Source organism: Streptomyces sp. NPDC045431 (assembly GCF_040646655.1).
In the GTDB taxonomy this organism is placed as follows: Bacteria; Actinomycetota; Actinomycetes; order Streptomycetales; family Streptomycetaceae; genus Streptomyces.
This window is the reverse complement of the sequence record NZ_JBEZAQ010000029.1, coordinates 1-17,931: the sequence shown is the minus strand read 5'-3', so window position 1 is coordinate 17,931 and position 17,931 is coordinate 1. Positions and strand designations below refer to the sequence as shown.

Genomic DNA, 17,931 nt, shown 5'->3' with positions numbered 1-17,931 from the left:
GCCGGACGGACCCGCCACCCGTCACCGTATCGATGAGGGAAAACGCCTTCGTCCGCCGGACGTCACGGCCGTGTCCGGGGCACGTGGTGCACGCCTGCGCGGGGGTGGGCCGGACGACCGCGGTCAGCCCTCGGCCTCCACCGGCATGGTGACGATGCCGTGGAAGGTCGGGTTCGGCGTCCAGCGCGGCCTGGAGAGGTCGTAGCGCGCGGCCACCCCGGGCATCCGGTCGAGCAGGCCCAGCAGCACCTCCTCGACCTCCGCCCGGGCGAACGCCGCCGCGATGCAGGCGTGGTACCCGCCGCCGAACCCGAGGTGCCGGCGGCCGGTGCGGCCGGGGCGGAAGACCCCGGGGTCCTCGAAGGCCTCCGGGTCGCGGCCGGCGGCGCCGAGGAAGAAGTAGACGGAGTCGCCGCCGCGGATCCTCCTGCCGTGCAGTTCGATGTCGTCCTTCGCGTGCCGGGTGACGTACTGCAGCGGTGCCTCGAGCCGGATGCACTCCTCCACCGTCGCGCTCACGCGGGCGCGGTCCGCCTTCAGCGCCGCGAACTCCCGCGGGTGCGCGAGGAGCAGGTGCAGGCAGTTGCTCAGCAGGTACTGCGGGATCTTGTGCCCGCCGAAGACGAGGTGGATGGTCTGCCGGATCACCTCGGCGTCCGTCAGCGCCCCGGGCCCACCGGAGTCGTCGGCGTCCCTCACGACGAGCCGGGTGAGCAGGTCGTTCCTCGGGCTCCGGCGCCGCTCCTCGATCGCGCGGGTCAGGAACCCGACGATCTCGCGCAGGCTGCGCCGGGTCCGCGCACCGGTCTCGCGGTCGGGCGCGGCCTTGACGACGAAGTCCTGCATGAAGGCGGCGATGTCGTCGGACCATCCGATGAACCGCTCGACCTCCTCCGCCGGGATGCCGAGCATCCGGCCCAGGACCATGGCGGGGACCGGATGGGCGACCGCCTCCACGAAGTCGAAGGAGCCGCCGGTCCGTTCGAGGACGAGATCCAGCTGTTCCGAGACGATGCGCCGGATCTCGGGACGGATGAGGTCGATCTCCCTGCTCCAGAACGCGCGGTTCATGTGGCTGCGCAGCCGGGTGTGGACCGGACGGTCGTTGTAGACCATCCAGGCCGAGACGATGTCGACGATGTCCTGGAACCGCCCCTCCTCGCCCGGCGGAACGTTCCTCATCTTGTTCCTCACCAGCGGACCGGTGAGGAAAGCGTCCCCCACCAGGTGCGCGGAGACGTCCACGTAGCGCGTGATGAACCAGGACCGGGTCTCCTCGTGCCAGAACACCGGCTCCCTGGTGCGGAGCGCGTCGTAGATCTCGTAGCGACCGTCCTGGAAGCGCTCGTCGTAGAGGCTGAACTGCTCGAGGGAGGGAGTCGGCATGCCGGAGATCCTGCCCTGCCGGTACGTGTGTCGCGTGGACCTCGCCGCGGCTGATGCGTGCGCCTGGCGCGAACGCGGCACCCGGGCGGCACCGGCGAGGCCGTGCATAGGTGAGGGGCCCGCGCGGAAGGATGCTCCTGCGCGCGCGGGCGCGTGGTGATCCGCCGAGCGCTTCGACCGGGAGGACCGTTGGACGCAGGGCAGCCGATGTCCGGGGCTGAGGGTCTCTCCCGCCGCGGATTTCTCGCGGGAGCCGGGGCGGCGGCCGGCACCGTGCTCGTCGCCACGGGGACCGGGGCCGGGACCGCCGACGCCGCCACCGCCGCGGCCCCGCCGCGGCCCGCCGGCCCGCGCCTGGAGTTCACCGCCGCCACCAACGGCTCCGCCGACCTCCTGCCCGCGGGCGACCGGCTCATCGCCGAGGTGCAGCACACCCTGTGGTCGGTGCCCCGCGCGGGCGGCAGGGCCCTCCCGCTCACCCCGCCCGACCTGGAGCCGAACCGGCCGACCGTCTCGCCCGACGGCGCGCTCGTCGCCTTCTGCGCGTACCGGGACGGCGGGTTCCACGTGTGGACCGTACGCCCCGACGGATCGGAGCTCCGCCGGCGCACCGAAGGGCCCTGGGACGACCGGGGTCCGGCCTGGTCCCCGGACGGCACCCGGATCGCGTTCGCGTCCGAGCGCGGCGGCGATCCGGTGACGGGCGCGCCGTACCGGATCTGGGTACTCGACCTGAGGGGCGGAGGGCTCACCCGGGTGACCGGACTGCCCGGCCAGGACGACCCGTCGCAGGACGGCGCCTGGGAGGACTTCGACCCCACCTGGTCCCCGGACGGCGATCGGATCCTGTTCGTACGGGCCCGGGCCCTGACGAGCCCCACCGGCACGGTGACCCTGGAGGCCCGGACGGTGGCGGCCGTGGCCGCCGACGGGAGCGGCGCGGTCGACGTCGTGCACACCGAGCGCGCCACCGCCCAGGTCATGGCCCCGGCCGTCGCACCGGACGGGAAGAGGCTGGCGTACCTCCGGACCACCCCCGCGCCCCAGGGCTCCTGCACCCTCGTGGTCGACGGCGCGCCGGTGGCGGTCGACGGCGACATCGCGCCCGTACCGCCGCGCTGGACGGCCGCCGGAGAGCTGCTGCTCACCGTCGACGGCCGCTTCACGCTCGTCCGCCCCGAGGCGCCCCACACCGCCGAACCGATCCCATTCCGGGCGGCGCTGCCCGTGGAGCGGCCGCGCCACCGCGCCAAGGAGCACGACTTCGACGGCGACCGGCTGCGCCCGGTGCGCGGAATCCACCTCCCGGCGCTGTCACCCGACGGCCGGAGCGTCGCCTTCGCCGCGCTCAACTCCCTCTGGGTGGCCGGCACGACCGGCGGGCGGCCACCCCGCCGGCTGCTGCGCGCCGACGCCACCCGCTATGTCCTCGGACCCGTCTGGGCGCCGGACGGCCGGTCCCTGGTGCACTGCGACGACAGCGACGGCCTGCTGGGCGTGTACCGGCTCGACCTCGGCTCCGGTACGCGGACGGCGCTCGCCACCGGCGGCCGGGTCCTCCCGGCACCGTCGCCCGACGGCACCCGGCTGGCCTGCCTGGACATGGCGGGCAACGTCATCCTCCGCGACCTGTCCACGGGAGCCGAACGGGTACTCGCCGCGCCCCTCGGCGGCGGAGGGCTGCCGGGCCGGCCGAGCTGGTCCCCGGACGGCCGCCATCTCGCGTGGTGCGACCGCAACCGGCTGAACCGGCGCTTCCGCGAGGGCTACAACCTCATCCGGGTCGCCGACACCGAAACCGGCACCACCCGCCTGCACGCCGTCCAGCCGCACGCCTCGATCTCCGACCGCTACGACTCCGGCCCGGTCTGGTCGCCCGACGGACGCTGGATGGCGCTGATCGTCGAATCGGCGCTGTGCCTGCTGCCGGTGGCGCCGGACGGCACGCCCCGCGGCCCGCTGCGCCGGCTCGGCGACGAAGCGGCCGACCACCCCTCCTGGTCGGGCGACTCCCGCACCCTGCTGTACCTCTCCGGGGACCGGCTGAGGCTGCTGCGGCTCACCGGCCGGGAGGGCGGCCGGCCCCGCACCGTACGCGTCCCCCTGGACCACCGGCGCCCGACGCCGGCCGACACGGTCGTACACGCGGGCCGGCTGTGGGACGGCACGGGCGGCGACACCTCGGTACGGGAGGACGTCGACATCGTCGTACGCCGCGGACGCGTCGCGTCGATCGAGCCGCACCGGCCGGCCCGCGCCCGGCCGGCACTGCGGCGTGTCGACGCCGGGCACGGCACGGTGCTGCCCGGGCTGTGGGACACGCACACCCACCCCTGGCAGAGCACCTACGGCGGCCGCCAGACGGCCGCCCAGCTGTCGTACGGCATCACCACGGCCGTCTCGCTCGGCGGGTTCGCCTACGAACAGGCCCGCCTCCGTGAGGCGATCACCGCCGGGCAGCTGGCCGGGCCCCGCCTGCTGACCTGCGGCGAACTGCTCGACGGCACCCGCGTGGCGTACAGCATGGGCAGGGCGCACCACACGCGTGCGGGCCTGCGGCGGTCCCTGGAGCGCGGGGCCGCGCTCGACTGGGACGTCGTCAAGACGTACGTACGCGCCCCGGCCTGGGTGATGGAGGAGGCCGCCCGCTTCGCCCACGAGCGGCTCGGCGTCCCCGCGGGCAGCCACTTCTGCTCGCCGGGCGTACAGACCGGGCAGGACCTGACCACCCATCTCCAGGCGACGCAGCGCGCCGAGTACGGGCACGCGACGACGGCGTCCGGACGGTCCTACCAGGACGTCGAGGAGATCTACACCGCGCGGGGCGTGGACTTCACGCTGATCGCCACGCCCTTCTCGGCGATGAGCCTGGTGGGCGCCGACCCCGGGCTCGCCCGCGATCCCCGCGTCACGACCGTCATGGCGCCCTGGGACACCGCAGCCGTACGGGAGCTGGCCGCGCGCCCGCCCAGTGAGGCGCAACTGGCCGCGCTGCGCACCGAGACGGGCCTGTACCGGCGGGTGCTCGCCGCGGGCGGGCTGGTCGCCCTGGGCACCGACGCACCGATCGTGCCGGTGGGCCTCTCGCTGCACATGAACCTGCGGGCGCTGCACCACCTGGGTGGCCTGTCCCCGGCCGAGGCCCTGCACACGGCGACCCTGCTGGCCGCCCGTGCCTTCGGGGCCGAGCGCGACCTGGGGAGCCTGGAGGTCGGCAAGGTGGCGGACGTGACGGTGGTGGAAGGGGATCCGTTCGCGGACTTCGACACGCTGGTGCGTACGGTCTCGGTGCTGCGGGGCGGGGTGCCGTACGAACAGGCGGCGCTCGTCGCCGCGTTCGCCGGTACCGGCAGGGGTACGGGTACCGGCCGCTCCCAGGAGCCTTCCGAGGCGGACTGGTCGGCCGTCGGGCGGCAACTGCGGCGGGACGGCTGCTGCGGCGCGGACGGCGGCCTCGGCTGACCTTCTGGGGACGCTCCCGTTTACACGCTCTTTACGTCTGGGTACCGTAGCGGTGGGAGCGCTCCCAAGCGGCGGGGCACAGCATTGTCATGCATCGATCACCATTGCCACTCGAAAGGCTCGAAGGGTGAGGCCTTGTGTCACGACGTAAGACGTACTCCCTGGCGACCGCCTTCGCCACGCTCCTGTCCGCGATAGGGCTGCTGCTCCTGGGGCAGAACACGGCGCAGGCGCACGGCGTCGCCATGATGCCCGGCTCGCGCACGTACCTGTGCCAGCTGGACGCCATCACGGGCACCGGCGGGCTGGACCCCACCAACCCCGCCTGCAAGGACGCGCTCGCGCAGAGCGGTGGCAGCGCCCTGTACAACTGGTTCGCCGTGCTCGACTCCAACGCGGGCGGGCGAGGCGCCGGCTACGTCCCGGACGGCAAGCTGTGCAGCGCCGGCGACCGCTCCCCGTACAACTTCTCCGCCTACAACGCGGCCCGCGCCGACTGGCCCAAGACGCACCTGACGTCCGGGGCGACGATGCGGGTGAAGTACAGCAACTGGGCCGCGCACCCGGGTGACTTCCGGGTCTACCTCACCAAGCCCGGCTGGTCGCCCACGAAGCCGCTCGCCTGGGGCGACCTCGACCTGATCCAGACGGTGACCAACCCGCCCCAGCAGGGCTCCCCGGGCTCCAACGGCGGCCACTACCACTGGGATCTGAAGCTGCCCTCCGGCCGCTCCGGTGACGCGATGATCTTCATCCAGTGGGTGCGTTCGGACAGCCAGGAGAACTTCTTCTCCTGCTCCGACGTGGTCTTCGACGGCGGCAACGGCGAGGTCACCGGCATCCGCGGCTCGAACCCGACGCCGACGCCGACGCCGACGCCCACCCCGACCCCGACCCCGACCCCGACCCCCACGCCGACCCCGACCCCCACGCCCACGCCGACCCCGACTCCCACCGACCCCCACACCGGCTCCTGCATGGCCGTCTACAACGTGGTCAACTCCTGGAACGGCGGCTTCCAGGCCTCCGTGGAGGTGATGAACCACAGCACCACGCCGACCAGCGGCTGGGGCGTCACCTGGAAGCCCGGCACCGGCACGAAGATCAGCAGCATCTGGGGCGGAGCCCTGACGAACGGCGCGGACGGCACGGTCACCGTGCGGAACGTGGACTACAACCGGACGATCGGCGCCGACAGCAGCGTCACCTTCGGCTTCACCGCCACCTCGACGGGCAACGACTACCCGATCGGCATGATCGGCTGCGTCACCCCGTAAGCCCGTCGCTCTCCCCGTCCCCCGCCGAGCCCCCGCGCCCGGCGGGGGACGCGTGCGTGGTCCACCTCGCCCCCGAGTGCGGTATCCACCGTGAGGTCAAGGAAATGCGGGCCGATGGCCCCGGCGATTACCCGGAGGGAGCAACGCGCGAGGGCGCGGGCGGTAGGCGGAATCCGGAAGCGGTTAAGCATGTCTCTCGCCCCGGCCGAAACGCGTCGTTCCCCGTGCGCCTTTCGGGGTACCCAGCCGTGCAGTCGACTGCCACCGCCCACAGGAGGCCCCATGTCCTTCAACCCACTGGAGCAACGCGGTATCCCGCTCGACCGTCAGCTCAGGAACTGGCGCGAGCTGAACGTCGAGCCCATCGACCCCGACCACTGCGACCCGTACACCCGCTGCCGCATCATCACGATGAACGGCATCGAGGTCGAGGCGATCCTCTTCAGCCACCAGCTCGCCCGCAACACCATCGACCCCGAGGTGAAGCGACAGCTGGCCGAGACCCGCTACATCGAGGCCCAGCAGCAGAAGGTGGTGAACTGGCTGCTGCCCGGCGTGTCGTCGGTCCTGGAGACGACGATCGCGTACGAGCAGGTCGCCGTCGACCTCACCGCCTGGGTCGCCCGGATGGAGCCCGACCCGTACCTGAAGCAGGCGTACCAGTTCGGCGTCCTGGAGGACTTCGACCACCTGTACCGGTACGCGAACCTGTACGAGATGATCGAGCACCGCAAGGCGGAGTCGATCGTCGACAACCTCACCGAGATCATCCCGGGCCGCCCGACGAAGTACCACCACCGCCACCCCGCCGACAACGTCCGCGACCCCTACGACCGCGAGCAGACCAACCCGCTGTCGAAGCTGCACGCCCTGACCGTCATGTCGGCGGAGCAGCAGACGATGAACTTCTACATGAACACCGGCTCCACCTACATGGAGCCCATCGCCCGCCAGCTCTACCAGGAGATCGGGCTCATCGAGGAGGAGCACGTCACCCACTACGAGTCGCTGGTCGACCCGGGCGAGACGTGGTGGGAGCAGCTCGTGAACCACGAGTACAACGAGTGCTACCTGTACTACTCCTTCATGGAGCAGGAGAGCGACCCCAAGGTCAAGGCCATCTGGGAGCTGCACCTCAACATGGAGCTGGAGCACCTGCGCATCGCGTGCGACCTGATGCGGCGGCACGACGGCCGCGACCCCGAGTCGGTGCTCGCCCCCGAGCTGCCCAACGTGCTCACCTTCGAGCCCAACAAGGCGTACGTACGCGACCTGCTCGCCACCCAGATCGACCTCACCACCCTGGGCGCCGGCTATGTGCGCGAGGCCCACGAGCGGTTCGAGAAGATGCAGGCCGCGATCAACGGCGGCGAGGAGCCGCCCAGCGAGCGCGTCATGGCCCAGCACCAGGACATGTTCGGCCGCGAGTACCGCGTCGAGACCGAAGGACCGCACCCCGACCCCGCCCTGCAGGAGAAGTAGGAGGCCCGCCGTGTCCCCGATCGACACCCCGCACGCCGGCGACGACAACGCCCCGGACGACGACGTCGTCTCGCTGCTGATGCGCCAGCACGGAGACATCCGCAACCTCTTCGACGAGGTCGAGCGGTGCACCGGAGACGAGCGCCGGGAAGCGTTCCGCCGCCTGGTGCGCCTCCTCGCCGTCCACGAGACGGCGGAGGAGGAGGTCGTCCACCCCTTCGCCCGCCGTTCGATGCCCGGCGGCGAAGGCGTGGTCGAGGACCGTCTCGCCGAGGAGCGCGCCGCCAAGAAGGCGCTGGCCGCCCTCGACGGCATGGACACCGACGACCCCGACTTCATGCCGCAGCTCCTCGCGCTGCGCGCCGACGTACAGGCGCACGCCCGCGCCGAGGAGCGCTACGAGTTCACCCACATCCGGCGCAGCACGGACAGCGCGCGGCTCGCGGCGATGGCGCGGGGCGTCAAGGCCGCCGAGGCCATGGCCCCGACCCGGCCGCACCCGGGCGTCGAGTCGGCGGCCGCCAACATCGCGGTGGGCCCGGTCGCCGCGCTGATGGACCGCACCAAGGACGCCGTACGCAAGGCCATGGGCCACTGACCGGACCACCGGCCGTCGGCCCTTCCGCCCCCGCCGGATGCGCTGGCGGGGGCGTCGGTCGCGTGCGACGGTGGAAGGCCGAGCAGCAGCGGTCCGGCACCTCCATGGAGGAGCTGGAGCACATGCGCATGGAGGAGCTGCGCGGTCTCGCCCGTGAACGCGGAGCCGGCAGGGTCGGCTCGCTGCGCAAGCGGGAGCTCGTCGACGCGATCAGCGGAGCCGGCGGCTGACGGCCCGGACGGTCACCCGGCGTTCCCGTCGGCGTCGAGCCGTACGCCCGCGATCCGCAGGCCGTCCCGCGGCCGGGTGGGGATGCGCCCCAGGGGAATGGCGAGGTCCTGGTCCGGCACGTCGTACCGCAGGCGCGCCAGCCGGATGGAGAGGGCCTCCAGCAGCGCGATGGTGACGGCCTCGCCGGGGCACCGGTGACCCGTGGAGGGGTCGCCCCCGCCCTGTGGGACGAGCTCGTCCCGGTCCACCGGGTGCTGCAGGAAGCGTTCGGGGCGGAAGGTGTACGGATCGCCCCACAGCTCGGCGTCGTGGTTCTGGCCGTACACGTCCAGCACGACGAGCGCGCCCCGGGGGATCGGGTGGCCCCGCCAGTCCAGGTCGTTGGCCGCCCGGCCCGCGAGGAAGGGTGCGAAGGGGTAGAAGCGGCGGACCTCGTGCACGAAGGCCGCCGCGTACGCCGCGTCGTCGTCCTGGAGCCGCTTGCGGTGCTCGGGCCAGCGGTGCAGCGCGTGCGCGGCGAACGCGACGAACCAGGCCACCGCGACCGTCGGCCGGACGACGTTGAGCAGTTCCACGGCGGCGGTGCGCGCGTCCAGGGCCCGCCCGTCGGAGTCGCGGTGCCGGGCCACCGCGTCGACGACCGAGCCCTCGGGCACCTCGACCGCCCCGGCGCGTACGTCCTCCACCAGCCCGCCCAGCCAGGCCTCGCACCGGCGGCGTGCCGCGCGGGCGCGCCAGTGGCGCGGCCCCGGGGTGGCGAAACCGTCGACCATCGCCACCATGTCGCGCGCCACCGCGCCGGTGCGCGCGACCTCCAGGGGCACCCCGGTCCAGCGGCACACCCCCGCCGTCAGCACCTCCGCCGCCTCGTCGAACAGCACGACCTCCGACTGCCGGCCCCACTGCCGCACGGCATCGTCCCACGCGTCGCCGACGAGCTCCACCAGATCCGCGACGCGCGCCGGGGGTGTCAGCAGGGACAGGAACATCGCCTTGCGGACCCGGTGGCCCTCCCCGTCAAGCGTGTGCACCGCCCCGTCACCGAAGAGGGTGGCGCGTACCGGTTCCGGGAGAACCCCGCCGCGGCGGACGTTGGCCTCGTCGTAGAAGAACCGCACGGCCTCGGGCCCTCGGAGAGCCACCGCGTGCCGCCCGAGCAGCCGGACCCGGACGACGCCGTCCGGGGCGCGCCGCATCCGGTTGGGCAGCCAGGCGTAGCCCTTCAGGAACAGGGAGGCGGTGCGATCGGCGAGGGGAGTTCGGTGTGCAGACATAGCCCCACAAATGCCCCATACCGCACGAACGGAAACCGCGCTGGGCGGGCGGCACCCCCGCCGTGGAGCTCGTACGCCAACCGCTGTCGTCTTGTTACGGCCGCCCCGGGGTGACATGCCGACGGCCGCGGCGGGTACGGTACGGAAAATGAGCATGAAGGGCCGACCTGCCGGCCGGGCGGGCTTCGACGCGGAACCGGGGGAAGAGGCTTCCCTCGAGGCGTATCCGCTGGGGGACCTGTCCGGCCTGCGGGTGAACGGGGAGATCAGTGTGACCACGCGCTTGGCTTGGCGCACGGTGCTGGAGGAGCTAGTGCGGCAGCCAGGGGACGCCTGTCATGCCGATCTGGCGCAGGTGTCGTTCATCGACGTCGCCGGCGCCACCGATCTGGTACTCACCGCCCAGGCGATGCCGCGGGGGCGAAGGATCGTCCTGCACAGCCCTCCGCCGCAATTGCCCCGCATACTAGAGCTCTTCTGGCCGGAAGTGACCGAGATCGAGGTGGCATCGTGACGAGCGAGGTCACCGTCGGGGACCCCTTCGTGCATCCGGCGCTGTTCTACCGCGGCGCGGCGCAGTACGTGGCGGGCACGGTCCCCTTCATCCTGGACGGGCTGGCCGGCGGCGAGCCCGTGGCCGTCGCGGCCCCTCCCGCCCGCCTGGAGCTGATCCAGACGGAGCTGGGCGACCGCGCGAGCGAGGTCCACTTCGTCGACATGACCAAGGCGGGCCGCAACCCCGGCCGTATCATCCCGGGCGTGCTGCGGGCGTTCGCCGACAGCCGGGGACCGGGACGGATCCGCATCATCGGGGAGCCGATCTGGCCGGGCCGCACGGAGGCGGAGTACCCGGCCTGCGTGCAGCACGAGGCGCTGATCAACCACGCGTTCGCCGGACGTGACGTGACGATCCTGTGTCCGTACGACGCGGACGGACTGGACCCCCAGGTGCTGGCCGACGCCCTGGAGACCCACCCCGTCGTCCTCGACGACTCCGGTGAGGCGGTCTCGGCCGCCTACGACCCCGAGGGGGTCATCGCCCGCTACAACACGGCGCTGCCCGCCCCGCCCGGCGCCGCGTCGTACGCGTTCGCCGCAGGCGTACTGCCCGGCGTACGGCACTTCGCCGTCGAGCAGGGCCGGCGGCTCGGCCTCACCGAGCCGCGGTCGCAGGACCTGGCCCTCGCCGTCGCCGAGCTCACCACCAACAGCGTGGTGCACGGCGCGGGGGAGGGGGTCCTGCGGATCTGGGCCGAGGGCGGACAGGTCGTCTGCGAGGTCCACGACGGCGGGCGGCTGACCGACCCGCTGGCCGGGCGGCGCCCCCCGCCGCCGCACCAGCCGGGCGGGCGCGGGCTCCTCCTCGTCCACCACCTGTCGGACCTCGTACGGCTCCACACCGGCGACACGGGGACCACGATCCGCTTCTACCTGAGCTGAACCCGGGCTCACCCCGTGCCGTCGTGGCCCCCGCTGTGCCAGGGGGGCTCACGCCCCGGCGCGGAACCTCCGCTCGAAGGCGGCGAAGGCCACCTCCTGCCGCCACTGGAGGGCCGCCTTCGGACTGGTGGCCAGCAGCTCCTGACAGGCGGACCCCGGCGCCCGGAGCGTGGACGGCTCCGGACGGCACTCCGCGACGGGCCGGTAGCCCTCCCGGGTGGGGTTGCCCCGCCACAGGCTCCGGCCCGGCAGGAAGGCGTACTCCAGGGACGCCCGCGCCAGGTCCTTCAGCTCCGGGTAGCCGAGGTCGTACGTGGTGGCGGCGTACTGGTACTCGTGGCTGATGTCGATGCGCGAGACACCGGGGTCGTCGGTGGAGAGCACGACCGGCACGCCGTACTCCCGGTAGGTGGAGAACGGATGGTCCGCGCCCTTCACGCCGAGGATCTGGGCGTTGCTGGTGAACGGCACCTCCACCGCCACCTCCCGGGCGGCCATCGTGCGGGCGAGCCGCCGCCAGTCGTCCTCGTGGACCAGGTCGACGCCGTGGCCGATGCGCTCGGCGCCGGCGACGTTCACCGCCTCGCCGATGTGGAAGGTCAGGTGCTCCGGTTTGACCAGCCCCGGCCACAGCTCACCCGCGTGCAGGGTGATGTGGGCCCGGGGGTAGACGCGGTGCAGATGGGCGAGCATCCGCATCTGCAGGCGGTAGTCGCGCAGGGAGCTCTCCCAGTCCTCCGGCTGGACCAGGTTGACCGCCACGAACCGCGGGTCGCGCTCCGCCAGCCGCAGCCCCAGGGCCATCTGCGTGAAGACCCGCTCCGGCGCGCCGCCCCGCGACACCTGCGAAATCCAGCGCACCGTCAGCCGGCACCCGGGGGCGGGCCGCGCGGTGCCGCAGCGCGCCGTCTCACGGAACTCGCGGTCCGCCGCGTCGGCCTCCGCGCGCGCCTCGGCGACCAGCCGGTCGAGCTTCCCGCCTTCCAGCAGCTTGCCGTGCAGCCTGGCGAGGTCCGCGTCCCAGCCGACCTCCGTCGCGAGCTGCTTGGCCCCGTCCGAGGCGGGGCTCACCATCGTCTCCAGGTACGACTGGTTCTGCGCGGCCGCGGAGTCGGCGACCTCGGCCAGCAGCTTGCCGCGGTGGCGCCAGGTCACCGCGCCGAACCGGCCGAAGGTGGCGAAGAAGTGGTCGTGGCCCGGCTCCCCTTCGGGGAAGCCCTCCATGGACCACGCCCGCACCAGCGCACGGTGGAACGCGGGGTCGCTCGCGGCGTCGGCGGCCGGACGCCTGCCCGGCCCGCACGGCGGCTCCACGGCGGTCATCGTCGACTCGTCGACGCACAGCCCGTCCTCTCCGGCGAGCCGGATCAGATACTCCGTGGAGACCGCGCCGGAGAGGTGGTTGTGCAGGTCACCGCCCTTGGGCAGGTTCCGGAAGAACTCCCGGAGCCGGGCGGGTCGGTGGCGGATGGTCTCCAGAAGGGCGTCGACGCGCGCCTCCGCCGGGGTCACGAGGCGCGGGTGGGCGGCGTGCGAGGACGGCGTCGACGGGGCGTCCGCGCCCTGGGCGGCGGCGGGCAGCGCGGACTGCGCCGACAACAGGCTGAGCACGGCGAGACCGGCCGCGAGGAGGGCCCGTCGGCGGCCGGCGTGGTGGCGTTGGGTGATCACCGTTGCATGATCGCCACCGGAGCGCGGGGCGTACGGCCCGTCCGGCGATGTTCACACCGACGGCCACCCGTACGGGTGAACGGAGCGGGGAAGGGGCGACACGGAGGTGATGTGACGGGTCGTCAGCTCATCTCGACCGGGGTGAGCACCACGAAGTCCGCGCCCGCCGGGTCGACGCAGACCGCCAGCCGTCCGACGCCCTCCGCGTCCTCCGGCCCCATCTGCACGGTGCCCCCCTTCGAGGTCACCTTCGCGACGGTCTCGTCGCAGTCCTCGGACCCGAAGACGGGGTGCCAGTAGGCACGGCCACCGGTCAACGACAGCTGCTCGGCCGGGAGCTGCATGAGCCCGCCGTGCATCCGCTCCTCCGGCTGGCCCGCCGGGGTGATCAGCGTGTACGTCCCGCCGCCCCCGGGCAGGTCCATGTCCTGCGTCCGCCAGCCGAACAGGCTCCCGTAGAACTCCTTGGCCGCGGGCGCGTCCGTCGTCATCAGCTCCGTCCAGCACAGGGCCCCCACCGCGTCCACGGTGTCCATGCCCTTGAACGTGCTGGGCTGCCAGACGGCGAACTGCCCGCCCTGCGGGTCGGTGTACTGGGCCATCCGGCCCTCCCCGTCGGCGTCCATCGGGGCCACCCGCACCGTGCCGGACGACCGCCGTACCGCCTCGGTCGTGGCGTCGACGTCGTCCGTGAGGAAGTAGATCATCCAGGCGGAGCGGGCGCCCTCCTCGGTGAGCCGGCCGAGACCGCCGATCCTCTTGCCGTCCAGCGCCAGGAAGCCGAAGTCCGGCTCGTCGGCCTCCATCGGCTGGTACTCCCAGCCGAACACGGAACCGTAGAAGTCGGCCGCCGCCGCGACATCGGGTGCGCCGAGGTCGATCCAGCAGGGGGAGCCCTGGACGAAGTCAGTGGTGATCACGGTGATTCCTCGCGTCGCTGGTGCGGCGTACCCCTACCGCGGGCCCACCGCCGGTCTACCGCAGCAGCGTGACACCGCGGGCCGTCCCGCGCCCGCCGGGAGGGGCGAACCGGTGACGCGGGACGGCGCGGCGTCCGTCAGCCCCGCAGGGCCGCCGACACGACGGCCTGGGCCTCCTCCTGCACGCGCGCCAGGTGCTCGGGGCCCTGGAACGACTCGGCGTACACCTTGTAGACGTCCTCGGTGCCCGAAGGGCGTGCGGCGAACCAGGCGTTGGCGGTGCACACCTTGATGCCGCCGATGGGCGCGCCGTTGCCCGGGGCCTCGGTGAGGACGGCGGTGATCGGCTCGCCGGCGAGGGTGCCGGCGGTCACCTGGGCGGGGGAGAGGCGGCCCAGCGCGGCCTTCTCCTCGCGGGTGGCGGGCGCATCGACGCGCGCGTACGCCGGTTCGCCGAACCGGGCCGTCAGCGCGGCGTACCGCTCGCTGGGCGTGCGGCCCGTCACCGCCAGCATCTCGGAGGCGAGCAGCGCGAGCACGATGCCGTCCTTGTCGGTGGTCCACACCGAGCCGTCACGGCGCAGGAACGACGCCCCGGCGGACTCCTCGCCGCCGAAGCCGAGAGAGCCGTCGGCCAGCCCGTCGACGAACCACTTGAAGCCGACCGGTACTTCGACCAGCTCGCGGCCGAGGTCGGCGGCGACGCGGTCGATCATGCCGGACGACACCAGCGTCTTGCCGACCCGCGCGCTCGCCGGCCACCGCTCGCGGTGGCGGAAGAGGTGGTCGATCGCCGCGGCCAGGTAGTGGTTCGGGTTCATCAGCCCGCCGTCCGGCGTCACGATGCCGTGCCGGTCGGCGTCCGCGTCGTTGCCGGTGGCGATGGCGAACCGGTCGCGGCCCTCGATCAGCGACGCCATGGCGTACGGCGACGAGCAGTCCATCCGGATCTTGCCGTCCCAGTCCAGCGTCATGAACCGCCACGTCGGATCCGTGTGCGGGTTCACCACCGTCAGGTCGAGCCGGTGCTCCTCGGCGATGCGCCCCCAGTACGCCACCGACGCCCCGCCGAGCGGGTCCGCGCCGATCCGTACGCCCGCGGCGCGCACGGCGTCCAGGTCCAGGACCGACGGCAGGTCGCGCACGTACGCGCCGAGGAAGTCGTACCGGCCCGTGGTGGACGCCGCCAGCGCGCGGGCGTAGGGCAGCCGGCGCACCTCCTTCAGCCCACCGGTGATGATCTCGTTGGCCCGCTCCTGGATCCACCCGGTCGCCTCGGAGCCGGCCGGGCCGCCGCTCGGCGGGTTGTACTTGAACCCGCCGTCCGCCGGAGGGTTGTGCGAGGGGGTGACCACCACACCGTCGGCCAGGCCCGAGGCCCGCCCGCGGTTGTGGGTGAGGATCGCGTGCGACACCGCGGGCGTCGGGGTGTAGCCGTCGCCCGCGTCGATGAGCACGGTCACGCCGTTGGCCGCGAACACCTCGACGGCCGTCACCCGCGCGGGCTCCGACAGGGCGTGGGTGTCCGCCCCCAGGAACAGCGGCCCGTCGGTGCCCTGCCGGGCCCGGTACTCGCAGATCGCCTGGCTCGTCGCCGCGATGTGGTCCTCGTTGAACGCCGCCGCGAGGGACGACCCGCGATGCCCCGACGTACCGAAGGCCACCCGCTGGGCCGCCTCCGCCGGATCGGGGTGCACGGTGTAGTACGCGGTCACCAGCCGGGCCACGTCGACGAGGTCCTCGGGCCGCGCCTGCTGTCCCGCGCGCTCGTTCGGCATCTGTCCACTCCTCCGCATCGGTCCCGTGTGAGCAGTACACGGACCATGATCGCCTGCCTGTCCTCTTCGGGGGCGGATACCCCCCGTACGGACGTTCCCCCCGGACGGTGCCATCAGCCGCACGGGACACGGGTACGGGCCCGCGCTGCGCGAGACGATTCCGGGAAGTCCGCCGCCCGCGGGAGGGTTCCCCGGCCCGGTGCTTCACACACCGGCGTCGGCACCCAGGTCCTTCCGCATGGCGGCCCGGAGCTCCATGAGCCGGTCGTTGTACCGCTCCCGGCCCGCGTCGTACGCGTCGCTGTCGGCCCGGGCCCCGTCGGCGACCGTGTCCCGCAGGTCGCGCAGCGTACGGAACACCCGCTCCGACGCCTCGACGACGGGGCCGGGCGCCGTGATGGTCATCTGGTACCGGAGCCCCACGCAGGGTTCGAACGCCTCGCGGGCCTCCCGGCGGCGCGCGTCCGCGTCGAGGCCCGTGCCCCGGGCCAGCCGCCCGCACGCGTTGCGGGCCTCGGACAGTCGCGCGAGATACTCCCCGTACAGGACGCGCCGGACCTCCGTGCCCCGGTCGAGGCGGTCCCGGTGCCAGCGCCTGCGGTCGAGCAGCGCGCCGGAGAAGGTGGCGATCGCCGCGCCGACCACGGTGCTCGCGAGGGTCGTCCACTCCATCGTCGCTCCCCCCGGGGCAGGTCGAAACGGACCGCTCCCCATGGCGGGATCATGCCAGAGCGGCGGTCGCGTGCCCATGGCGCCTCATCACCGCCCCCTCCGGTCAGACGCCGACGCGGAGGAGGGCGAGGGTGATGTTGTCGGGGCCGCCCGCGTCGATGGCGGCCTTCCACAGCTCGAAGGCGGCCCGGCCGTCGTCGTGCACGCGCAGCAGGGCCGCGAGGTCGTCGTCCGGTACGGGGTCGGTCAGGCCGTCGCTGCAGATCAGGAACCGGTCGCCGGGGGAGAGGGCGCAGGCCGTCACGTGCGGGGTGACGGCGGTGAACGCGGTGCCGCCGCCGAGCGTCTGGGTGACGGCCGACGTGGTGCGCCGCCCCGGTGGGGGAGGCGGGCTGTCGTCGACGCTGACCTGGCGCAGACCGTCCCCGGACACGGCGTACACCTTGCTGTCACCGACGTTGAACACCAGCAGCGACTCCGTCAGCACGACGGCACCCGCCACCGTGGTGCCCATGGTCAGCAGCTCCGGGTCGGCGCCGGCCGCCGCGTACACCGCGCGGTTGCAGTGGCCCACGGCGTCGCGGACGGCGTCCTCGCCGGCCAGCGTGGGCCCGAGCGCGCAGAGCCGCCGCACCACCAGGGCGCTCGCGACCTCGCCGGCCGGCTGGCCGCCGAGGCCGTCGGCGACCGCGACGACGAGCGGCGTGCCGAGCGGGAAGACCAGCGTCTGGGGGCTCTCCGTCACCGTGCCGCACAACGTCCAGGGCCCGACGACCAGGCTGTCCTCGTTGTGCTCCCGGACCAGCCCGACGTGGCTCAGGGCGGTCACCGCCGCGTACGCCACCGGCATCGCCCTCCCTTCCCCTCCCATTGTGGCGCCGCGCGAAGGGGAGCACCGTGGTGCCATGGGCGGTACCTCCGCGGCCACGGACGTCGCCGCGCTCGTACGGGAGCTCGGCGCGCGGGCCGACCCCGCGCGCCTGCGGCACGACGTGGAGGTCCTCGCCGAGGGGCCGCGCAGCCGGGCCCGCGCGCCGGAGGCCATGCGGCGGGCCGAGGCATACGTGGCGGGCCGGCTCGCCGCCGCGGGCTGGCGCACCGAGCGGCAGCCGTTCGACGTCCGGTGCCGCCTGGGCTCCACCGACCGCCGGGGCCACCAGGCGCTGCCGCTCGAGTTCCGGCTGCACCGGCGGCTGGCCGGAGCCAATCTGCTGGCCCGGCTGCCGGGCGCCCCGAGCCGCCGGACCGTGGTCGTCGGCGCCCACCTGGACACCGTCGAGGCGAGCCCGGGCGCCGACGACAACGCCTCCGGCGTGGCCGTGCTGCTGGAGACCGCGCGCCTGCTCGCCGGGCTGCCGCAGCCGCCCCCGGTCACGCTCGCGGTCCTCGACATGGAGGAGCTCGGGCTGATCGGCGCCCGGTACGCGGCCCGGCGGCTGCGGCGCGGCCGCCGGGCCGTGGGCATGATGTGCCTGGAGTCGGTCGGGTACTTCACGGACGAGCCGGGCAGTCAGCTGATGCCGCTGGGCTTCGAGGCGGCGTTCCCCGACGTGGCCGCCGAGGTCCGCGCCGGCGGGCTGCGCGGCGACTTCACGCTCGTGGTGCACCGCCGCGCGACGGACGCGGCGGCCCGGCTGTGGCGCCGCTCCCACTGGGCGGTGACGACCTCCTGCGGGACGCCGCCGAAGTCCTTGGTGTCGAGGACCTCGGCGCGGAAGGCGAGGGTGGTGGAGCCGGAGC

Annotated in this window: 15 protein-coding genes; 8 read left to right on the top strand and 7 right to left on the bottom strand. The window is 73.6% G+C overall.

From position 1 onward, the window contains the following. Nucleotides 1–123: 123 nt before the first annotated feature. Nucleotides 124–1,386, bottom strand: a complete 1,263-nt coding sequence (locus tag AB0A69_RS32280; RefSeq protein ID WP_361429402.1) for a cytochrome P450 — start codon at nt 1,384–1,386, stop codon at nt 124–126. Nucleotides 1,387–1,593: 207 nt separating this feature from the next. Here AB0A69_RS32280 and AB0A69_RS32275 point away from each other — a divergent pair, with 207 nt between their 5' ends. The 5 genes from AB0A69_RS32275 to AB0A69_RS32255 all read left to right on the top strand — a co-directional run bounded on the left by AB0A69_RS32275 (nt 1,594) and on the right by AB0A69_RS32255 (nt 8,435). Further along, nucleotides 1,594–4,848, top strand: a complete 3,255-nt coding sequence (locus tag AB0A69_RS32275; protein WP_361429400.1) for an amidohydrolase family protein — start codon at nt 1,594–1,596, stop codon at nt 4,846–4,848. A gap of 137 nt (nt 4,849–4,985) precedes the next feature. Next, nucleotides 4,986–6,125, top strand: a complete 1,140-nt coding sequence (locus AB0A69_RS32270; protein WP_361429398.1) for a lytic polysaccharide monooxygenase — start codon at nt 4,986–4,988, stop codon at nt 6,123–6,125. Between the two features lie 282 nt (nt 6,126–6,407). After that, nucleotides 6,408–7,607, top strand: a complete 1,200-nt coding sequence (locus tag AB0A69_RS32265) for a hypothetical protein (RefSeq protein ID WP_361429396.1) — start codon at nt 6,408–6,410, stop codon at nt 7,605–7,607. A gap of 10 nt (nt 7,608–7,617) precedes the next feature. Then, nucleotides 7,618–8,205, top strand: coding sequence for a hemerythrin domain-containing protein (locus AB0A69_RS32260; protein WP_361429394.1), 588 nt, complete (start codon nt 7,618–7,620; stop codon nt 8,203–8,205). A 62-nt stretch (nt 8,206–8,267) separates the two neighbouring features. Beyond that, nucleotides 8,268–8,435: a Rho termination factor N-terminal domain-containing protein gene (locus tag AB0A69_RS32255; RefSeq protein WP_361429392.1), complete on the top strand. Its 168-nt coding sequence runs from the start codon at nt 8,268–8,270 to the stop codon at nt 8,433–8,435. Between the two features lie 12 nt (nt 8,436–8,447). Here AB0A69_RS32255 and AB0A69_RS32250 read toward each other — a convergent pair whose 3' ends face one another. Further along, nucleotides 8,448–9,710: a cytochrome P450 gene (locus AB0A69_RS32250; protein ID WP_361429390.1), complete on the bottom strand. Its 1,263-nt coding sequence runs from the start codon at nt 9,708–9,710 to the stop codon at nt 8,448–8,450. Nucleotides 9,711–9,858: 148 nt separating this feature from the next. Here AB0A69_RS32250 and AB0A69_RS32245 point away from each other — a divergent pair, with 148 nt between their 5' ends. After that, a complete protein-coding gene (locus AB0A69_RS32245; RefSeq protein ID WP_361429388.1) occupies nt 9,859–10,224 on the top strand; it encodes an STAS domain-containing protein in 366 nt (121 codons plus the stop codon). After that, the gene (locus tag AB0A69_RS32240) at nt 10,221–11,150 is read left to right on the top strand and encodes an anti-sigma factor RsbA family regulatory protein (protein ID WP_361429386.1); all 930 of its coding nucleotides are present in this window, start codon (nt 10,221–10,223) and stop codon (nt 11,148–11,150) included. The genes AB0A69_RS32245 and AB0A69_RS32240 overlap by 4 nt, the downstream gene beginning before the upstream one ends. Nucleotides 11,151–11,198: 48 nt before the next feature. Here AB0A69_RS32240 and AB0A69_RS32235 read toward each other — a convergent pair whose 3' ends face one another. From AB0A69_RS32235 to AB0A69_RS32215, 5 genes are all read right to left on the bottom strand, one after another. Next, entirely contained in the window at nt 11,199–12,818 is a 1,620-nt protein-coding gene (locus AB0A69_RS32235) for an adenosine deaminase (protein ID WP_361429460.1), read from the bottom strand. A gap of 125 nt (nt 12,819–12,943) precedes the next feature. Continuing rightward, nucleotides 12,944–13,741: a VOC family protein gene (locus AB0A69_RS32230; RefSeq protein ID WP_361429384.1), complete on the bottom strand. Its 798-nt coding sequence runs from the start codon at nt 13,739–13,741 to the stop codon at nt 12,944–12,946. Between the two features lie 137 nt (nt 13,742–13,878). Then, complete coding sequence (gene pgm, locus AB0A69_RS32225; protein WP_361429382.1) at nt 13,879–15,519, bottom strand: phosphoglucomutase (alpha-D-glucose-1,6-bisphosphate-dependent); 1,641 nt, start codon at nt 15,517–15,519, stop codon at nt 13,879–13,881. 204 nt (nt 15,520–15,723) lie between these two features. Further along, nucleotides 15,724–16,191 carry a hypothetical protein gene (locus AB0A69_RS32220; protein ID WP_361429380.1) on the bottom strand — a complete coding sequence of 156 codons (468 nt, stop codon included), beginning with the start codon at nt 16,189–16,191 and terminating at the stop codon, nt 15,724–15,726. 103 nt (nt 16,192–16,294) lie between these two features. After that, complete coding sequence (locus AB0A69_RS32215; protein WP_361429458.1) at nt 16,295–17,035, bottom strand: protein phosphatase 2C domain-containing protein; 741 nt, start codon at nt 17,033–17,035, stop codon at nt 16,295–16,297. 61 nt (nt 17,036–17,096) lie between these two features. Between AB0A69_RS32215 and AB0A69_RS32210 the strand changes: the two genes are divergently transcribed. Continuing rightward, the coding region (locus AB0A69_RS32210; protein ID WP_361429378.1) for a M28 family peptidase at nt 17,097–17,931 on the top strand (835 nt) is incomplete at its 3' end.

Coding starts and splice junctions, on each gene's coding strand:
- AB0A69_RS32280 (WP_361429402.1), bottom strand. CDS start 1,386: ATGCCGACTCCCTCCCTCGAGCAGTTCAGCCTCTACGACGAGCGCTTC.
- AB0A69_RS32275 (WP_361429400.1), top strand. CDS start 1,594: ATGTCCGGGGCTGAGGGTCTCTCCCGCCGCGGATTTCTCGCGGGAGCC.
- AB0A69_RS32265 (WP_361429396.1), top strand. CDS start 6,408: ATGTCCTTCAACCCACTGGAGCAACGCGGTATCCCGCTCGACCGTCAG.
- AB0A69_RS32250 (WP_361429390.1), bottom strand. CDS start 9,710: ATGTCTGCACACCGAACTCCCCTCGCCGATCGCACCGCCTCCCTGTTC.
- AB0A69_RS32245 (WP_361429388.1), top strand. CDS start 9,859: ATGAGCATGAAGGGCCGACCTGCCGGCCGGGCGGGCTTCGACGCGGAA.
- pgm (WP_361429382.1), bottom strand. CDS start 15,519: ATGCCGAACGAGCGCGCGGGACAGCAGGCGCGGCCCGAGGACCTCGTC.
- AB0A69_RS32220 (WP_361429380.1), bottom strand. CDS start 16,191: ATGGAGTGGACGACCCTCGCGAGCACCGTGGTCGGCGCGGCGATCGCC.